Source organism: Pantoea sp. GM01, assembly GCF_000282675.1.
GTDB classification, from domain to species: Bacteria; Pseudomonadota; Gammaproteobacteria; order Enterobacterales; family Enterobacteriaceae; genus Pantoea; species Pantoea nemavictus.
This window is the reverse complement of record NZ_AKIU01000055.1, coordinates 167,082-186,015: the sequence shown is the minus strand read 5'-3', so window position 1 is coordinate 186,015 and position 18,934 is coordinate 167,082. Positions and strand designations below refer to the sequence as shown.

The 18,934-nt window shown below is 49.5% G+C and carries 13 protein-coding genes and 2 pseudogenes; 3 read left to right on the top strand and 12 right to left on the bottom strand.

Annotated features, from left to right (window positions below):
• Nucleotides 1–10: 10 nt before the first annotated feature.
• The 3 genes from brxC to PMI17_RS16895 are packed head-to-tail and all read right to left on the bottom strand — an operon-like array spanning nt 11 to nt 4,836.
• A complete protein-coding gene (gene brxC, locus PMI17_RS16905; protein ID WP_007890763.1) occupies nt 11–3,619 on the bottom strand; it encodes a BREX system P-loop protein BrxC in 3,609 nt (1,202 codons plus the stop codon).
• 12 nt (nt 3,620–3,631) lie between these two features.
• On the bottom strand, nt 3,632–4,234 hold the full coding sequence (locus PMI17_RS16900; protein WP_007890762.1) for a DUF1788 domain-containing protein: 603 nt from the start codon (nt 4,232–4,234) through the stop codon (nt 3,632–3,634).
• Complete coding sequence (locus PMI17_RS16895) at nt 4,231–4,836, bottom strand: DUF1819 family protein (RefSeq protein ID WP_007890761.1); 606 nt, start codon at nt 4,834–4,836, stop codon at nt 4,231–4,233. The genes PMI17_RS16900 and PMI17_RS16895 overlap by 4 nt, the downstream gene beginning before the upstream one ends.
• Nucleotides 4,837–5,244: 408 nt before the next feature.
• On the opposite strand from PMI17_RS16895, the pseudogene PMI17_RS16885 reads away from it, so the two are divergent.
• The 3 genes and pseudogenes from PMI17_RS16885 to PMI17_RS16875 all read left to right on the top strand — a co-directional run bounded on the left by PMI17_RS16885 (nt 5,245) and on the right by PMI17_RS16875 (nt 9,551).
• Nucleotides 5,245–6,392 (top strand): annotated as a pseudogene (locus tag PMI17_RS16885) (IS3 family transposase).
• Between the two features lie 943 nt (nt 6,393–7,335).
• A complete protein-coding gene (locus PMI17_RS16880; protein WP_007890759.1) occupies nt 7,336–8,025 on the top strand; it encodes a hypothetical protein in 690 nt (229 codons plus the stop codon).
• A 395-nt stretch (nt 8,026–8,420) separates the two neighbouring features.
• Nucleotides 8,421–9,551 (top strand): annotated as a pseudogene (locus PMI17_RS16875) (tyrosine-type recombinase/integrase).
• Between the two features lie 128 nt (nt 9,552–9,679).
• On the opposite strand, the gene PMI17_RS16870 reads toward PMI17_RS16875, so the two are convergent.
• From PMI17_RS16870 to PMI17_RS16830, 9 genes are read right to left on the bottom strand one after another with little or no spacing between them, the layout of a single operon-like run.
• Entirely contained in the window at nt 9,680–10,444 is a 765-nt protein-coding gene (locus PMI17_RS16870) for a hypothetical protein (protein ID WP_007890757.1), read from the bottom strand.
• 22 nt (nt 10,445–10,466) lie between these two features.
• Complete coding sequence (gene tssG, locus PMI17_RS16865) at nt 10,467–11,501, bottom strand: type VI secretion system baseplate subunit TssG (protein WP_007890756.1); 1,035 nt, start codon at nt 11,499–11,501, stop codon at nt 10,467–10,469.
• Nucleotides 11,498–13,282: a type VI secretion system baseplate subunit TssF gene (tssF, locus tag PMI17_RS16860; RefSeq protein WP_007890755.1), complete on the bottom strand. Its 1,785-nt coding sequence runs from the start codon at nt 13,280–13,282 to the stop codon at nt 11,498–11,500. Before tssF ends, tssG begins: the two co-directional genes overlap by 4 nt.
• 7 nt (nt 13,283–13,289) lie before the next feature.
• Entirely contained in the window at nt 13,290–13,691 is a 402-nt protein-coding gene (locus PMI17_RS16855) for a hypothetical protein (RefSeq protein WP_007890754.1), read from the bottom strand.
• Nucleotides 13,673–14,995, bottom strand: a complete 1,323-nt coding sequence (locus PMI17_RS16850) for a phosphatase PAP2/dual specificity phosphatase family protein (protein ID WP_007890753.1) — start codon at nt 14,993–14,995, stop codon at nt 13,673–13,675. The genes PMI17_RS16855 and PMI17_RS16850 overlap by 19 nt, the downstream gene beginning before the upstream one ends.
• The gene (locus PMI17_RS16845; protein ID WP_007890752.1) at nt 14,988–16,751 is read right to left on the bottom strand and encodes a bifunctional alpha/beta hydrolase/class I SAM-dependent methyltransferase; all 1,764 of its coding nucleotides are present in this window, start codon (nt 16,749–16,751) and stop codon (nt 14,988–14,990) included. The genes PMI17_RS16850 and PMI17_RS16845 overlap by 8 nt, the downstream gene beginning before the upstream one ends.
• Nucleotides 16,752–16,753: 2 nt before the next feature.
• On the bottom strand, nt 16,754–17,380 hold the full coding sequence (locus tag PMI17_RS16840; RefSeq protein WP_007890751.1) for a lysophospholipid acyltransferase family protein: 627 nt from the start codon (nt 17,378–17,380) through the stop codon (nt 16,754–16,756).
• Nucleotides 17,381–17,389: 9 nt separating this feature from the next.
• Nucleotides 17,390–18,319, bottom strand: coding sequence for a phosphatidate cytidylyltransferase (locus PMI17_RS16835; RefSeq protein WP_007890750.1), 930 nt, complete (start codon nt 18,317–18,319; stop codon nt 17,390–17,392).
• Complete coding sequence (locus PMI17_RS16830; protein ID WP_007890749.1) at nt 18,312–18,914, bottom strand: CDP-alcohol phosphatidyltransferase family protein; 603 nt, start codon at nt 18,912–18,914, stop codon at nt 18,312–18,314. Before PMI17_RS16830 ends, PMI17_RS16835 begins: the two co-directional genes overlap by 8 nt.
• Between the last annotated feature and the right edge of the window lie 20 nt (nt 18,915–18,934).

Below are 18,934 nucleotides of genomic sequence, written 5' to 3'. Positions count from 1 at the left end.
AATGAGGGGATTACTGAAGCTGTACGCGTTCGCCTGCGTTAATGGCATCCATCAGCGTTTTACGCAGCTGTTCCAGCGCTTTGTCGACCTGTTCGGCGTTATCCAGCGTTGTGACACCCGCTGCTCGTTCCATCGTTTTACGCGTATTCACGTAGATGGTTTTTTTAAGCTTCGGTTTGGGTTCAGTAGGCAGTACTGCGCCTCCCGGTGCAGGCTCTGGTTTTGGTTCCTTTTTACGCTGCTCTTCAACCCAGGCATTCAGGCGCTCATTCGCTTTAAGCAAAAGCGCACGTACCTCAGACTGTTCGTCCATGATTTGCGGGATTAGACCATTTTGTTCCACTTTTTTGCGCGACTGTTGCATTGGATGCAAGAGCGTATGCTGCAAATCAGCAGGAACGTGCATCTCCTGCATGCTCTGCTTCAGCTCTTCAATGTGGTTGGTCATCTGCATAAGCGCATGGTTGCGGTATTCTTCCACCAGACGCTGGTTAACAGACTCAACGGTTTCAATCAGCGGGATAATACGATGCAGTTCACCGTAAGGTCGCGGCTTTCCGTAGATAGCTTCCAGTTCCCGAAGTGTATTTTGGGCAGTATCGTCTTTTTCCAGCGCATTACGGTTAGCTTTAAAACTGCCGTTCAATGCGGCACTCAGACGTTGCCAGGTCGCATACTGGTTCTTGTAGAAACTGACCAGATCGTCCCAGTCTTCTGCAAAATCTTCGAGGTCTTCAGTCGCCGCGATAACTTTTTCAATAACGGCATACTCTTCTTTCTCACTGAGAATCCCGTTCAGCAGCGCCAGACCTTCTTCAATCTCTTTACGACCGGGATTTTGCCCGCTCTCGGATCTGGTTTTAAAAACAGTCAGTTCACTCTTCCAACGGCCAAACAATTCGCGAATGTGGGATACCAGCGACTGCTCTTCACGCTCGTTGAAGGGTTCCCCGGCAATGCCGGCCATCAACTGCGCGGCTTTGGTTAACTGTGCTTCGTCATGGCGACGAATTTTAAGCAGCCGTAAATCGCTGTAGCGACGTGAATTATTGAACGCCTCCCATGCCTGCTTCAGTGCGATTTCACTGCCTTGCAGAGTGAAGCTGTATTTACCGCTGCGTGCTAGTCGGGCAACCAGCAATTTGACTTCATCTTCCGGCCAACCAAATGGGCGACGGCCAAAAGTGGTAAGTATATCCCGCAGGTAAACTGGCTTATGAGTCTCAATACTCATACTGATCCAGTTATCCACTTCACGCATCGCCTCTGGGTTAGACTCTTCCATTTCCCCCAAATCAAGCTGGGTGTCATTTTCTACCGTTAGCAACGCATGGGTTTCACGGTTCACATCCCCAGTACTGAGACGCAACATTTTCAGTTTGGAGAAACTGTTTTCGATCACATAGCTGCAGGCGGCATCAACAATTGTCGATGGCGAGGAGGATTTTTTATCCTGCCGTTCCCCCAACGCCCAGACATCGGCCTGCGCCAGAAGGGCTTCAAGCTGCGTTTTCAGCGTTTTTTCGCGCATGCCATTTTCACGGCCTTTTTCCGCCAACAACGTTGCCTGTTCCGGGCGCTGGCCACTCTGCTTGCTGAGGAAGGCTTTGGTCTGCGCATACATGGTCAGGTCTTGCCAGGTACGAGCTTCATCAGGCAGACAAATCAGAATGCAGTCTTTACTGTCCGTCATCAGCAGACTGTTGGAATGTGCACTTCTATAGCTTTCGTAGTTCGAATCCAGCGGCGTGAGAACTTTAACCACCAGATCGTTGAGGTTCGCGCCATCCAGCGGGTGTCCGTTACAGAAACGACTGATATCAAAATCCTGCTTGTTCGCCGGATAACGGTACTTTTTATTCTTCAGGATCTCGTCAAAAATGATAGTCGAGAGCTGTTTATTGATGGTGGTGAACTCAATGTCGATATTGCGGATTTCGTTTTCGATCTCTTTTTCTTCATTGGTGAGGAAAACGAATTTGTCATCAATACGTGAGATCAGCATTTCTGCCTGTAGACGATTAAGGCTGGCTTCAATCTGACGACGGAGTTCCACTTTATCAGTATCAATACGATCAATGGAAAGCGTGACAAGGTTATCCAACGTGCTTTTCAGTACGTCGACGTAGCGGATCAGAAACAGTGTTTTTAACAGCTTGCCGTCAAATTCCGTCAGTGACGGAGACTGGCAGGCCTGAATGATGGTGCGGCTAACCGCTGGCTCCAGGAAGCTCTCAATCGCGGAGTAGAAGCGCCAAAATGGTACGAGACTATCCAGGCCATCGGCAGAAATCTGGACTGCAGCAGACTGGAAGGCATCCAGCAGAGAGCGTTCCCCCATTGCCAGCTGCTTACCCGCAGCCCCTTTGGTACGGATCGATTCAAAGACCTTTTGTAGGATCTGGTACTGCCATGGCACAAACGGATAGTTATCAACGAATTCTTTGCTGTTGGAGTAAGCACGCAGTGTGGCTGTGGTTGTTGTGTCGAACGCCAACTGGTTACGTAGAATGTCGCCTTTTTCCTGCCAGACGGCTTCCAGAGCCGGTTTTGCCACGTCGGTTTTCACCAATAGTCGTTTCTGGATAACTTCTGAAGTATTGGAACTGGAGAGCTGCAAGCGAGTGGAGAAGCGTCCCTGAATTTTGGAAAAGTCCTGACCATCGCGGCTACTCATACCGCCAATCGCGGCATTGATGTCAGCCTGAGACGTCACAATCACCCATGCGCGACCACCGCAGATAACGCCCAGGTTTTCAGTGATAGTTTGCAGTTTCAGCATCATCTGAGCATCTTTGCCAATGAACTGACCAACCTCATCGACCATAAACAGAATGTTACGGTTGCCCTGGATGTCGAGCCACTCTTTCACCCACGTACAGAAGTTCTTAATATCCAGCGGGAAGTTCTTATCCAGTTGTTCGATCCACTGGCGAGAGGACTCCTCACTTTGTTTGGTAGCGATGCTTAATGCTTTTGCCATCTGATCGTTGATCATCAGATAAACATCGCGTTCATCCTCCCAATGAGAACCGGTAATGTCGGCAAAGGCGGCTTTAAACGTATCAAACTGACCGCGTTTATCGAGCTCACGCTCCAGGTGTGCAATGTGCGGGAAGTCCCCGCAATAACCAGCAAGCTCGTTAAAGACTTTCAGGAAAACTTTTAGGATCGCATCAACGCCATCTTCAACGTTTGCGCGCGAATCAATATTGAACAGCACCACATCGGTCGGATGTTGAACCGCTTTGCGAATATCGGCCAATAACAATGCGTCGTCGATTTTCTCTTCAAAGAAAGAGAGCGCATTGCGTGTTACCCCATTGTGGCTGACCTCGCGGTTCGCCAACAAATAAGAAAGGATTTTAATGAAGTGAGATTTACCAGAGCCAAAGAAGCCGGAAACCCAAACCCCCATCTTATCGGCAAGTTGCAACCGACCGGGGCCTGTGGCGGGAGCATACACCTCAAAAAACTGGCGTAGATGGCCGTCCAGCTCACGGGTAATGACATACTCATCCAGTTCAACCCAGGCACTTTCATCATCCGTCTGCTCGGCTTTAACCACGCCGTTAATATTACGTTTTAGCGTTTTTTCGAAAATCTGTTCAATATTCATTGCTGTCGTCTTTTAACGAGGGTTCAAAGTCGCCGCAGGACCGGTTTCGGGTACCAGTCTGAAGGCTCGGTAATAGTTACGGGAGTTAATGCCAGCTAGCGGAGAGAGGTCATATCCACTGTAATTGCCAGGATAGAACATCAGCAGTGGCGTAAAACCCATTACATCCTGTAAAGCACTCATAAGTTCATGCCCGCGCACCAACGGCCAGGCGTTGCCGAGCCCAGTTAGAACGACAAATTGTTGCGAGGGAAGGTCTACCGTACGAGCAATATATTCAGCGATTTTTTTCTGGCTGAGTGGTGCAGCCAGATGCTTTTTCAGTGTTTCCAGCCCAAGTTCAGGTTCACGCTGGCAGATACGCTCGAATAGCTTACGTTCTTCCAGCATGTCGATGATGACCTGAAAAATATTCAACTTGGTAAATGTGTATTTTTTTTCTAGTTTCTTAAAAAGAAACGTCAGGTAATCACGAACCTGTAGCTCCTGCTGTGCCGGATAATCAAAAATCCAGAAGCCAATCTCATTACCGGAGCCCTGGTTTTTTAAAAAACGGTCATCGCTAATTCGTTCTTCGAGTTGTTTCAAGCGATAAGTCAGAACTGGATCGCTCACGCTCTACCCTCCAGCACTGGTATTAAGTCAGCCTTTTTCAAACGATGTAATGTTGCAGCTACTTCGGGTAGTAGAAATATGGTCTGTAAGTGGCGTCGGCGTGGAGTATCTAGATAACCAGCCTCAGCCAGAGACTTGATTAGGTTGCTTCCCATTTTTTGTATTGATGAATCAGAGAAATGAGTTAGCTCTGGATGCTGACGTTGATTTTCTTCTACAAAGGTATCCCAGCAATTCCCTGGTAACCTGTCTTTAAACTCTTGACGTGCAGGGTTGAGAACTGTAGCGATAAAATCAGTAACTACTGGTGATTGAAGCATCAAGGCTGTCAGTAAGAGTTGTAAACGCTCACTCTCACTGCCATTGGCTATAAGTTCTAAGGCCTGTTTATCAAGGGTCATTAATCGCAATTTTAGCGTTCGGGCATAGCGACTTGCCGTTTTGGCGGAAGAAGCTTGTAAAATATTTTCATCAATGATTTGTGCTTGCCACATGGCTTCGTCAGGCTCATTGAGCAACAATTCAGCAATGACCCTGCTTTCACGGCTCATAAGTGAACCGCCAAGCAGATCACCGATCCAGCTTTTATCATTATGTATCATGTTATGTGCCATCAAAAATTCGGAATGCCGTTCGCAAAAACCAAGTAAGGATTGTAATCGGCATGCTTGGGAGATGCTATGCCTATGCTCATCACGAATTCCTCAATTTGCCATGAAAAATCATACAATAGAATGAGTTAGCAACTGCCTAAAATTTTAGGATTTGTAGCGGAAAACAGGGCGTGAAATGAATGCAAATCTAACAATAGATTACTTAATGTACATACCGTGCAATAACGATTTAACGATTGACTGGCTTTAATTTTTAACGTGTCGCCCTTAGGAGGGAAATTAGATTATTGAATCGCCACGGATAATCTAGACACTTTGAGCCATTGATAATATGAATCGCCACGGGTTTAACAGACACCTCAGAGTCATTTAAAATGACTTAAAAGAGAGGTGCCTATTAGCGGTAAGCGTTATCCTGAAGAGTTTAAAATTGAAGAAGTCAAACAGCTTGTTGATCGTGGTCATTCTGTTTCCAGTGTTGCAACACGTCTCGATATCACCACTCACAGTCTTTACGCCTGGATAAAGAAGTACGGTCCGGATTCTTCCACTAAAAATGAACAGTCAGATACTCAGGCCGAGATCCGCCGTCTTCATAAAGAGTTGAAGCGGGTCACCGACGAAAGGGACATATTAAAAAAAGCCGCGGCGTACTTCGCAAAGCTGTCCGACTGAGGTACGCCTTTATCCGCGACAACAGCCGTTGCTGGTCTGTTCGTTTGCTTTGTCGGGTTATGGATGTCCATCCAGGTAGATTTTATTTCTGCCTTCAGCAGCCACATTCACAGCGTCACCAGACAGACCAGATGCTGACCGGGCAGATCAAACAGTTCTGGCTTGAGTCTGGCTGCGTCTATGGTTATCGCAAGATCCATCTCGATCTGCGTGATACCGGACAGCAGTGCGGAGTGAACCGGGTCTGGAGGCTGATGTAGCGTGCCGGAATAAAGGCTCAGGTTGGGTACCGTAGCCCACGGGCACGTAAAGGCGAAGCCAGCATCGTGGCACCCAACAGGCTCCAACGGCAGTTCAATCCGGACTCACCGGATGAGCGTTGGGTGACGGACATAACCTACATCCGAACTCACGAAGGCTGGCTGTATCTGGCCGTGGTGGTTGACCTGTTCTCCCGAAAAGTTATCGGCTGGTCAATGCAACCCCGCATGACTAAAGAGATTGTCCTGAACGCATTACGTATGGCGGTGTGGAGGCGTAATCCTCAAAAACAGGTACTGGTTCACTCTGATCAGGGCAGTCAGTACACGCGCCATGAGTGGCAGTCGTTCCTGAAATCACATGGTCTGGAAGGCAGCATGAGTCGTCGCGGTAACTGCCATGACAACGCGGTTGCGGAAAGCTTTTTCCAGCTACTGAAACGCGAACGGGTTAAGAAAAAGATCTACGGAAAGAGAGACGAAGCCAGAAGCGATATTTTTGATTACATCGAAATGTTTTATAACAGTAATCGTCGGCATGGTTCGAGCGAGCAGATGCCACCGGCTGAATATGAAAACCTATATTATCAACGGCTCAGAAGTGTCTAGATTATCCGTGGCGATTCAAATAACGGAAAGAGCGCTGCCGTTCCGTACTGAAAGTTGCCTGTGCGCCAGAGCGGGTGCAGTTGAGGTATTTCGGGGTGTCAGTGATGCACTCAGTGCAACTGCCTGCTATTTCAGGTAATCCCCAGGCCTATGCCTGCCTCGGCAACAATTCAGGTCTCCTTTAAAAAATGGATATTTGGTGTATGAAAGCGTGGTGTCAGATTCAGATACCCGCTTGAAACGGGCTAAGGTAGAGGATGGGCAACGGTTTACGCTATGGCGTCACTTTCAGGCGTTGGCACGCAAAAAGTGACGCCACGTATTGCACGCAGCACGACTGCTGTTTGCCCATGCCTAACAGCATAAGCAAAGCGCAGCCCGCAGCGTTTAATACGCGCCATGATTTTTTCGGAAAGGATGTAGCTAACTTTGTATGATCAAATAGTATACAACGTGTCTGTAATGACAGATCGTTATTGAGGTACAGCATAGAAGACTGTCAGCAAATAGCTTGCAGCTTTGTTAATGTTCGAAATATTCACATTTTGGAATAATTTCGATGTGGAAGCACCGAGTTAGGGTGTTAGTTGTTAAAAGTACACTCATCGTCACGCAGTAGGAGCGGTTCTATTGACGATATTTGCTTCCAAGAGTGAGCAAATTTACCGCTCTAATGAGCTTTAACTTTCAGGCTACAGTAATTTTGGTGATCACCCGAAGGCATTTCTCTCAGATCACTGGAATTTATTCATTGCACGAAACATTGGTGGCTGTCATTGACAGCGAAGTTAAAAAACTGAATCTACGGCAATGAAATTTATTTTTCAAGATCTTCATGTGGGTAATGTGTATTTGCTTTATAACTATTTGATATTTATGATTTTTTCATATTAATATAAACTTGTTAAGTTTTATAAATTATTGGAAGTGAGGTTTTTTATCAATGAACGATGTTTTGGCAAGCTTAGGGTTGACAATACCGCAAGCTATAACAGCAGTACCAATTTTTATTACAGTTGCTAGCTTGATGTTTAAATTAATAAAAGTACCTTTTAAAATGATTGATATTATATCAGTTAATAAATACGTATCCTTACCGGTTAAAGATAAGGCGGAAGCCATGCGTATTATTTATGAAGGTGAAGTTAAGGATAAGTCAATACGCTACATAAATGAGTTAAAGCTTGCAGAGTATGGTCTTTACTATCCCATCCCAATATTAAGAGTAATGTTCGACTATCTACATTCGAAAAGGTTGCTTTCAGTGAGCTCTAGGGCTAATGATTTCTTGAAGTATCACAAAGTGTTTTTTATTGATGGAAGTAATAATCCACAAATTTTAAAGAAAGAAATGGTTACAACTATAATAATGTTATTAATATTCATGGCTAGTTCAATTGGCGGGTTTGTTACAGGCATAAAAGCGTTGGTTGAAACGTTACATAAATCACCTGATATTGCATCTGGTGTCCAGTTGGTAATATATCTGTTTTCTGAAGTCTTGTTTGTATTAATGATTATAACAATGATCACGGAATTATGGTCTGTATATCAAGCCACCTCATTTGCTAAGAAAATGAGAGAGTACAATTCTGAAGAAATTTTTAAAAAATATAAAGAGGGTTTTAAATAGCTTTACATGTAGAATTTGAGCAAGGGGCATTTTTTAATGCTCCCTATTTACATAAGAAATCGATACAATTTTTTATTTCCTACCATTTTTCATCTGATTAACCAGAAGAGTATAACAAAATTATTTGGGGGCATAATAGGGGGCACTTAAGGTTATTGAACTTGAATTTTTTCTTAATGTTCATGTTGTTATTGATTTTTATCGAATCCTGTAGGCATCTAAGTAACTCATCTCTTCTGAATTTTCTTTGATTGTTTAATACTCCCTGATATCGACGGATTTTTCTTTCGCGAGCTGACCTGGTTTTACCCAAATCAAGTAGTGTCGGGGGCTTTGCGGGGGCTTATCTCGGTCAAATGAAATTAGGGGCCTCTATGCCACTAAATGCATTGTAGATCGACACTGCAAAACTAAGAGAGAGAATACAAACTAACGGATGGCGGCGGGCTTTATATGCTGATCAAACCCAATGGTGCGAAATATTGGCGATTGAAATATCGCGTGCTAGGTAAATATAAAAGGCTCTCTGTCTGCATTTATCCCGATATCTCATTAGTGGATGCTCGCTCGAAGCGAAAGGAAGCATGCAAGGTTGTCGTGCTTGACGGAGATACAAGCGAGGAGGAACGTGTTGAAAACTGGTGCAGTTAGCGAGTGTTAAAAATAACTTCAAAGCTATCGCGCTGGAATGGCATGAGTATAAGCGTACCGAATGGTCGAAAGGCTACGCTGATGAATTAATTGAAGCATTTGAAAACGATATTTTCCCAGATCTCGGTAAGCGACCTATTGCAGAGATAAAGCCGTTAGAGATGCTAACGACACTGCGTAAGTTAGAGAAGCGTGGTGTGCTCGACAAACTGCGTAAAATCCGACAGGCCTGTAATCAAGTATTCAGATACGCGATTGTTACTGGCCGAGCGGAGAGCAATCCTGCTTCTGAACTATCCAGTGCTTTGACAGCGCCAAAGTCACAACATTTCCCTCATCTGCTCGCGGAAGAATTGCCAGAGTTTTTGCAGGCGTTGGGGGCCTATTCTGGCAACCCAATTACTCGTTTTGCAACGCGTATTCTAATGCTGACCGGTGTGCGCACTAATGAGCTATGTCTGGCTGAGTGGAAAGAGTTCGATTTCGATAAAGCGATTTGGGAAGTACCTAAAGAACGCATGAAGATGCGGCGACCACATATAGTGCCGTTGTCAACCCAAGTGGTTGAAGCACTTCGCGAAATCCAATCGGTTACAGGACGTTATTCACTTGTATTTCCGGGACGCAATGACATCACCAAACCAATGAGTGAAGCGAGCATCAATCAGGAGTTGAAGCGAATTGGATATCACGGAAAAGCAATAGGGCATGGATTTCGGAACACGATGAGTACCATTTTGCATGAGAAGGGGTATAACAATGCTTGGATCGAGTTGCAGTTAGCACATGTAGACAAGAACACGATTCGTGGGACTTACAACCAAGCGCAATATCTGGAGCAGAGAAGGGAGATGTTGCAGTGGTATGGGAATTAGGTGGAAGGTTCAATAAAAATAAATATTACTAAGCTTCATAAAGTCGTTTAAATGAGAAGCGCCGGTTTGAGTCCGGCCTTCGCACCATCGCAACATCAATAGACATCAACGGGAAGCAGGTCAGACCATTAATCATAAAAGTGATGTAGCATTTGCGTGTCTGTGCGCAAATATCTATTCTGCCAGTTCAGCTTCTGTTGTTGTTCTATCTGAATATCAGCTTCCTCACGCAATTTTTTTTGCAGCCATGGAGAAAATGTTCTGTAAAAAACTCTTGCTCTTCTGAACTTTTCAAATTGACTCATCATGAAAAGGATCCAAAATACATTTAAAAAATAGGCGGACATAGCGAGTACAATGAAAAACACTTGTTCGGTTCCAGATGAGGTTTTAGCTATTTCTGCAAATGTAAATAGAGCAATGAGAAGTATCATAGAAACGATAGTGATAAATGCTACTTGAACACTCCTTAACTTTCTGTATCGTTTGTTGTAGCTGTTAAAAGAGTCATTCTGAATATTTTTGATGCAAGGGATTTTAATAAAGCCTTGAAAATCTCGGTCCTCATAACTAATATTTCGATCTCTGAGAAATGTTAAGAGTAGTTCGTTTATTTTTACCGAATACTGCATTCCTATTACATCATAAAGTGCCTTAACAGCATTCTCAGTGGCTGTATTTATATTTTTTGCATATAGATTAGAAATGCTGGCAAGTGCTTCTGCTCTTTTTTCAGTGATAGTGGCCTTCTCAGCATAATGAATGCCTGCCAACCTTTTTATAAAGGGTAATGCCGCTTTTATTAACCCTGGAACAAGTACACCTAGAGATAATTTAAGCGACTCGGTGCTTATTAAAGTTGAGATGTTTATTGCTGAGTTTATTTCTTCCATTTATTCACTCTCGATATTTATGTTATTTAACATTACTTTTTCGCACCTTTCCCACTTTGATGCTCACCTTTTCCGGCATCTCATGCAGATTATCCTCCCTCAACCCCAGCATCATGTTGTACCCATTGTACAGCCCGCAGCCCCCCAACCTTGGCACCGGCAGCAGCTTGGTAGGCATCGTAAGCCAGAACCGCAGATCATAATCGCACCCCAAATATGTCCGCAGCAGCGCCATCACGTCCTGCCTGAGTTGCCCATTAGGCATCCAGCCCTTCACTTCATCAAGATCGTCGGTCAAAAGCTCGACCCGCGAGCAATACCCGGTCACACAGATCTCATCCCCCAGTACCGGGTTCTGGTCGAGCGACAAACCGCCACGCAGTGCAAGCTGGGCGTGCTTCGCCACCGGCATCCTCACCGCATGATGCGCAAAAACTTCAACATGAGTATTGGGTGCCTGGCTGCGAATCACAGCCGCAATTCCTTCAGCGGTGTGCGTCGGGTGCAGCAGCGGTTGCAGTATCGCCAGTAAGCGCGAAGATGGCAGCTCGCGGCTGTGGGCAATGCCGGCCAGCGCCATCAGGCTCTGTGAAATGGCATCATTGCCGCCGGGCGCAAAAGTGGCCGGATAACTGTATTTGCGCCAGATGCGATAAAACTGCGTCATCAGCCGGTGATTGAAGATATCCAGAAACGCGGCCATCGCATCGGCGCCGTCACGGCTCTGATTAATATCATCAATGATGGTGGTGGGCAGCGGCGAATCCACGCCGTACAAGCCGAGGAAATGTGTTCTGACGGTGGGCGGCGCATCAGGATTATCGGCGTCGGTTTCGGTGCCCTTCAGCTCGCTGGCGGGAAAGCCCAGGCGTGGGTTGGGGCGAAAGCGCACCGCATCACTCTCCGGCGTACGGCCTGTGCCCAGGCGGCTATGGGTTGTCTGTTCTAGCAGCTGGCAGAAGCGGTAAAAGTTAAACCGCGCCGTCTGATCATCGCCGTTGGCGTCCAGCCAGAACGGCGGCAGAGGTGAACGGTTTTGTTTGTTGTCGTCTGTCACATCAATACTCTGTTAATGCGCCGCTCCGGCCAGGCCCATTCGGTGCCCGAGGCGTTCAGCAGCACCGTCAGCTGGGTAAAGCGGATGACGCTGGCGTACTGGGTGAAGAATTGCTCCAGCAGTTCGCAGAACAATCGCGCATCGCCGGTGCCGCTAAACATTGTCTCATCCAGCAGCACGCGGATACGCACGCCGTGCCAGTGATATGAGGCGTTGTAGTCCTGCTGCCAGCTAACGTGACGGATACCGCTGATGCGTCGGCGGTTGTTCTCCTCGTCGCTCCAGTTAAATAGCGACATCACGGCCCGCAGGTTTTCGGCATCGCTAATCATCTGACTTAGGGCGCGGGGATGCAGCAGCGATATCAGGTGCCACTGATAAAGTTGCGTGGTTGGCGGGTAATAGGGCATGGAAGGGGGCTGTCGTGTTTTGCACCGCACAGCCAGGTTGCCGATCACTGCGCTGCCATCAAATACCGCTTTCTCCAGCGCCATACGCGGATAATTGCCGTTGGTGCAGGTGATGTTCATAAACAGCGTGGCATCTTCCTGATTTCGGTCAGCTTCGCTGGCATCGCCACCCAGCATCAGCAGGGTTTCATAAAGACCGCTGACGCCACGCCAGATGCGCGTATGGAAATAACGCTCCGGCCACGACGCTTTGTGTTGCAGCATGCCGCCTTTTTGCCGGAAGTGTCGATACGGCACATAACGCCGCTTATCCAGTTTTTCACTGGCGGCAACCGCATCCACGCTGTAGATCTCCGTATGCTGATCGCCAAGCCGGTGCGGCCGCAGGCGATAATCCAGCACCGCAGGCTGCACTTTCAGCGGCTCTGCGTTGAGAGAATACAGGTTGATAACCGCAACGCAGTGAATGCGCAGTACATCTTGCGGCAGCGGGATATCACGCGGAAGCGGCTGTCTCAAATGGATTTCGAGCATCGCCTCCCTGCAGCTTTCACTAAAGGGCAGCGTGTTAAGCCCGGAAAGGGTAAAGAACGCATAGCGCGCGGGAAAACTGAAATATTCCAGCAGCGGACGCACTTCGCCGCACAAGGCTGGGCTGTCGCTTTCAGGCCACACTGAGTGCCAGTGCTGTTGCCAGCGGGCGCATATGTCGCCAGTAAAGGGTTGTGGATCGCGGTTATCACTCTGCGGCAGGCGAACCGTGATCCGTTCAATCTGGTTGCTCAGAGCCTGATACATCAGCGACTGCACCGGACGATCCGCGTGAATATAGAGCGGGATATCGCTGAGATCGATCTGGCTTGGATCCGCCTGTGAACTGAGAGCAAACCGCAGGCAGATCATCTGGTGCCCATCGGGATGGAAGGGCGCCGTTATCTCGCCCAGCGTTAGCGGATGCAGCTTGAGCGCATCGGTGGTGCGATAGGGGCAGCGCAGGGCGGTTATATCCATCGGGCGGGTCAACAGCGTAGTGCCTTCCGGCAGCACGGCATCACGTACCTGGGCGATGGTATCTGGCGTGAGTTCAACGATCGCCATCGATGGCAGCGTGCGGTTTACCACGGGCAGCAGATGCCCAAGCAGTGGCTCCGTCAGTTCCGGGATATCATCATCAATCTTGCGGCGCATCTGCGCTATCAGCAGCGAAAATCCCTGGAAGAGCTGCTCTACAGATTCATCCATCTTCAGCGACGTTCCGTCGATGCCGAGGCGACGAGCCGCCTGCGGATGCTGTTCAGCAAACTCTTGCGCCGCCGATTTCAGATAGCGCATCTCGCTGTCGAAATAGTTGAGAAAGTCGTGATCGTTCATGGTTCACCTAATCAACCCGCATCAATGTCAGATAAAGCACTGAGCAGAGTGAAACCAGCCACAGCAGCAACAGAGAGAGCAGGGTTCGATAAAACAAGGTGCGCGTTCCCCGCCAACGATCCGGCAGAGAGCGGGTGTCAGAAGTTTTTTGCCGCCACAGATGCGCCATGCCTTGATCAAATTCGGCAAGATCCTTGTCGTCGTTGAGCAGTGAGAAAAGCCGCTCATCCAGCCATAACCGCCAGCAGTAATAGTGCGTAATTAAAAACAGCACCATTACCGGTACGCTAAGCACGGAGGTGATGAGGTGAAACATCAGCGCCAGCGGTGGCAGCGTTAAGGCGGCGACGTAGCGCCAGCTGGCGAGATGGATGTGCATAATCCGGTTTGTCATGCTGTTGTCTGACATAACGGCTCCTTGCTAAATGCTTCCAGAGCCTTGATGTGGGCGGGTGTGAGGACAATCTGCGGGCGTCTGGCCTGAATCAGTTCAACAGCCTGAGCAACTGACGCAACGTGCCCCTCAGCCAGCAACCAGGCTGCAACTACCGTCGCACTGCGCGATAAACCCAGGGCACAGCAAACCAGCACTTTGTCATGTGTCTGGCACAGCAGGCGGAGTTGCCTTACCGCATGGCGCATATCCTCAATCTCAGGCACCAGAAGATCCATCAGCGGGTAAGCTTGCCAGCGCTGTGCCATGCGGTTGCCTTGGTGGAATTCGGCTGTCAGGTCGAAAACTGCGATATGCCGTTCCGCCGTACCGGGAAATCTACCCAGCGCTACGCCGGTAAAAATGACACTGCTTTTAGCCATGTGGCGGGAGAACCAGCAGCGGGAGATCGCTGCGCCTGCCAGATAAGGTAACAGCAGTAAGCGCGCGGAAAGAGACAGGCTGCCGCTGCTGTTTTTCTGGAATATCGTCACGCCCAATCCGGCATAACCCGCCGCTACTATCAGTAGTGCGATGCCGGGCCACAACAGCAGATAGCCATAGGGAATGTTCATTCCCGCCAGTAAAAACAGTATTCCGCCGAGGCAGTATTTAACGGCGAGACGCTGAGCGTGCGGTGAAGGACGCTGCCAGTGCCACCGGCCTTCAATCGGGATGGCGTAGCTGATGATGACCGCAACCCCAAATCCACTGATCACATCAATGAAATGGTGCTGCCAGGTCGTGAGCACCGAGATGGCAATCAGCACAAACCAGCTGCCTGCGACAACTCTCGCCTTATGATTCAGGTGCTGGTGGAAGCGTAACCAGAGCAGCCAGGTCAGAATGATGTGCAGCGATGGCGCCTGGTTATAGGGCAGGTCAAACTGCTCCAGCTGGTGGAACAGCCAGCCAAAGGCGCCCTGTGTTTCCGGGCGCGTAAAGGTGAATTTCAGCGGAAACAGTAAGAATGCCGCGCACGCCACCAGCGATGCCGTAAGCAGGCGATAGCCGTGGCGCATCAGCTCCTGTTTTGAGGTGCAGATAAACAGTGAAATGCCGTACAGCAGGTCAATGCTCCAGTAGGGCACGATGGTCCAGGGAACAAACGGTATCGCCCGCTCCCAGCTCAATACCAGGCTGCCGATATCCTCCCGGGTGGCAGTGAAGGTATTGACCTGGCCGTAACTGAGAAAAAACAGCGGGCCCAGCAGCAGTAGCCAGCCAAGCCCCTGTTTCCAGAGGCTATGTGGGCGCTGAGTCAGCGACGATTCAGTCATGCTGCTCTCTTACCGCCAGCGACACGGTGAAGATGCCAAACTCATCAATAAGCTGGTGGCACTTCTCGAATCCGGCTTGTTCAACCAGCGTGTCCATCTCTAGCTGGCTACGCACGCGCATCAGCCAGGGAATGCCGTTCTGATGGCTGGTTAAGGTCCAGGCAATCGTTTTGAGCTGCGGGTGCCACGGCTGCCCGGTATAAACCAGCACGCCGCCAGGAGGAATGGCTGCCGCAAGCCCCGCTAACGACGTTTTGATTAACGCATTGCTCGGGAACAGTTCATAAAGCCCGGAAACAATACCCAGCGTTGGAGCCGGGGCGAGAGTGGCGAGCGAGTCGTAATCAAAAGCATTGCCTTTTTTGAACTGTGCGAGATGGCCTAAGTTGCGCTCATCGATCAGCGCCTGCCCTTTTTCCACGTTCAGTTCGCTGTAGTCGCGCAGCAAAATGCTTTCAATATCAGGCTGCTTCTCCAGCGCATCAAGCACGTAGCGGCCATGCCCGGCGGCAATATCTACCACGTGAACCGGCATGTTGCTCTCATGCAGTTTCGCCACCGCCAGGGCAATTACCTGCTGGATATTTTCCTTACGCGCTCGAATGCCACGCCAGCCGATGCTGTTGAGATAATGGCGATCGATGATGCGACCGAGCACACCCGTTCCTTCGGCGGAATTACGGTAGACATAGTCAAGCGTGCTGCCGGAATCAAAGCCGGTTTCATATCCCAGCCGCATGCCTTTAGATAACCTGCCGAAGGTTTTCATGCCGGAGCTCAACGAGGCGTAAAACAGGCCTTGCAGCGAGCGGCGATGAGGCGGTGCCTGTAGTTCACGATAGGCATCAGCGCCCGGACTCCATTGGTCTTCATGGCTGTAATCGAACGCGTAAGGTGCGGTGCTGTAGAGCGTTTCGATAAACGACTTCATTTTATCGAAGGCAAGTTGGCGATCTTTTTCACCCAGCGTGTCGTGATAAAAGCCCGGCAAAATATGTTGCTCTTTAACCGCGCTGCGCAAACCCCGGAAGAATTTTTTCTGCGGCTCGGCATGCACTACAAAGTCATCGCCGGAGATCAGCAACTGCGTGGGTACGGTGATCGCGGCAGAGTCAGACACGATACGCTCAGCCGTTCTATACAGATCCAGCAGGAAATTCACCGCGATCTGACGGGTAATAAGCTTATCCTGCTCAAAGCTGGCGATGCGTTCAGCATCGTGACTGAGGAATTTACCTTTGACGTAGGAGTTAACGTAGAACAGGCCGCGCATGCGTTGCTGCAGACGTAAACCAGGGCGGGCAAAAGGAACGTACAGCTTCACCTTAAACGCGGGTGAAGCCAGCACCATGCCGCGAATTTTCGGCGCGTAATCATGTACCCAGGTAGCGACCAGCACGGCACCGACGCTTTGCGCGATGACGACGATGTCCTCCATGCTGACCTGCGCTGACTCCGCCACAAAGCGCACGAATTCATCGACATCCTGCACTGAACGGGCAAGGCTTGGACTATAACCGCGCGCGCCTGGCGACTGGCCGTGACCGCGCGCATCCCAGGCGTAAAAATGGGTGTCAGGCATGTCTAACTCATCGACAACATGCTGTAAGCGCCCTGAGTGCTCGTGTCCGCGATGAAATAGCACTATTACTTTTTTGCTCTGGCTATCTTGCGCAGGCCAGTGTCGAAAAAAGAGTGATGCACCATCGCTGGTTAAAAACGAACTCTCTACAAATAAGCGTGCTTCCTGGCTCATGATCATTTCCTTGTTGCTTGCAGTTGTAATTCGACGAAACGGTTTAATAACGCGGCTTTAAACGCAGCTTTGTTGTCCTGAAAACGAAGCGGATCGTCGATATAGATATCGATAAAGAACGGCACCGGAATTTTTTGGCCTTTACTCATTGAGCGATCGAGCCCGTGCATATAGACCGGAATAATCGGTACATCCGGACATTGCTGGCTGAGATGCCAGATACCGGATTTGATTTCAGAGAATTTGCCCGGCTCTCCGCGCGTGCCTTCCGGGAAAATAATGACAATTTTCTTTTCAGCCAGGGCATCAATGCAGGCCTGCAGCGGATTGGCCTGATGCGCCCCGCGATAAACCGGGATGATGCCAATCACCTTAAGGGCAAACCAGCCAATCACTTTGTTTTTCAAGAAGTAATCGGCCGCTGCCACGGGCTGCACGTTCACCAACGTTGAGAGGGGAAAAAGGGTGAATAGCGTCAGCACATCGAGGTGGCTATTGTGGTTTGCCACGATGATCGCCGGGCCTGTTTTGGGTAATTTTCTGCGATTGGCCACCGCCACACCCAGCCAAATCCACACCAGCGGATAGGCGATGCAAAGTGTAAAAATCCAGCGCAACATAGGGTTCATGCGCGCCCCTTACAGGTAGAAGTAGTAATAGAAGTGGAAGAACAGCGGCGCGGTGTAGATGAGGGAATCCAGCCGATCCAGAATGCCGCCGTGTCCGGGCAATAACTTACCGGAGTCTTTGACCCCAAAATCGCGCTTGATGGCCGACATCACTACATCACCGCAGAATCCGCTCATAGCCAAAATCAGCCCAGCCGCCAGGGAATGCAGGTGATCCATCTGCGTCATGAGCGGACCGAAAATGACAGCCAGTAACGTGGTGGTGAATAGGCCACCGAGCAGTCCGGCGAGGGTTTTGTTCGGGCTGACGTTGGGTGTCACCTTGATCCTGCCGAGCGATTTCCCACACAGGTACTGCGCAATATCATTCAGCTCAGTCAGGGCCACGAGGAAAATAACCAGCAGCGCACCGGCGCTGGCATCCGCGCCGGGTAAGGTCATCAGGTAGGCGACGTGGCTCAGAGCAAACACCGTGGTCATCATGCCCCAGTGCATTACCGATGCGGAGTGCAGAAAACCTTTTGTATCTCCGGCGATCACCATACGCGCCGGCAGGAACAGAAAGACGTAGACCGGAATAAAGATAATGAACATGCCGTACCAGGCCATGTCGACCCAGAGATATTGCAGCGGTATGGCAGCGTACATCCAGAGCAGGGGCATGCTGTCCGAACGCCGCGTTGGCGTCAGCGTCAGATACTCTTTCAACGCGAGGAAGCTGATAAAGCCAAAGAAAACCAGCGCCAGCCATTTTGGTGACAGCATCGCCAATGCAAACAGGCAAATAATCACCCACCAGCTGTGGACGCGCTGCTGCAATTCCAGCCAGTTGCGTTGTGGACGGCATTTTTTCAGCACATAAGTCACGCATGTTGCCAGCATGAGCACGGCGAAAATGCCGCCCAGGCAGTAGTAGAGAAGGCGTGTAGATTCAGACATTTTTTGCCTCCGTCGCACTGCGGCAGCGATTGAGGCAAGTCCAGCATAGCAGCAGGGCTGAGAGGGCAAAGACCGCGTTTACCCATTCGAGATACTGCGGCCACAGCGCAATAACCAAGGCAACTGCACCGAAGATAAACGCACGGTCGCTTTTGCCCAGCGGTCCCCGGTAGCTGCGGGTGCCGTTCAGCGTCTGGCCAATCACTCCACAGAATTCTGTGAGCCAGGCGAGCAGTACCACCAGCACCACTAACCCGGGTGAGATGCCGGGAATAAAGGCAAATGCCAGATAGAGTGCGGCGTCAGAGATAACGTCACCCACTTCATTGAGGATTGCGCCTGCAGTAGATTGCTGGTGGAACTCCCTGGCTAACATGCCATCAATGGCGTTTAACGCCATGCGGACCAACAGGAAGATCGGCAGAGTGATAAACCAGCGCGGATCGGGGAAACAGATCAGTAATGCGCCTAACGTCACCGAGGTCAGCATGGCAAATAGCGTCACCTGGTTGGCAGTGATGCCCCGGGCATGTAACTTCACCACTGTGGGTCTTAACAGATTCTGAAATTTAGGTTTTATATCGTATAGCGTCACGTTATGGCTCCTGCCTTGTG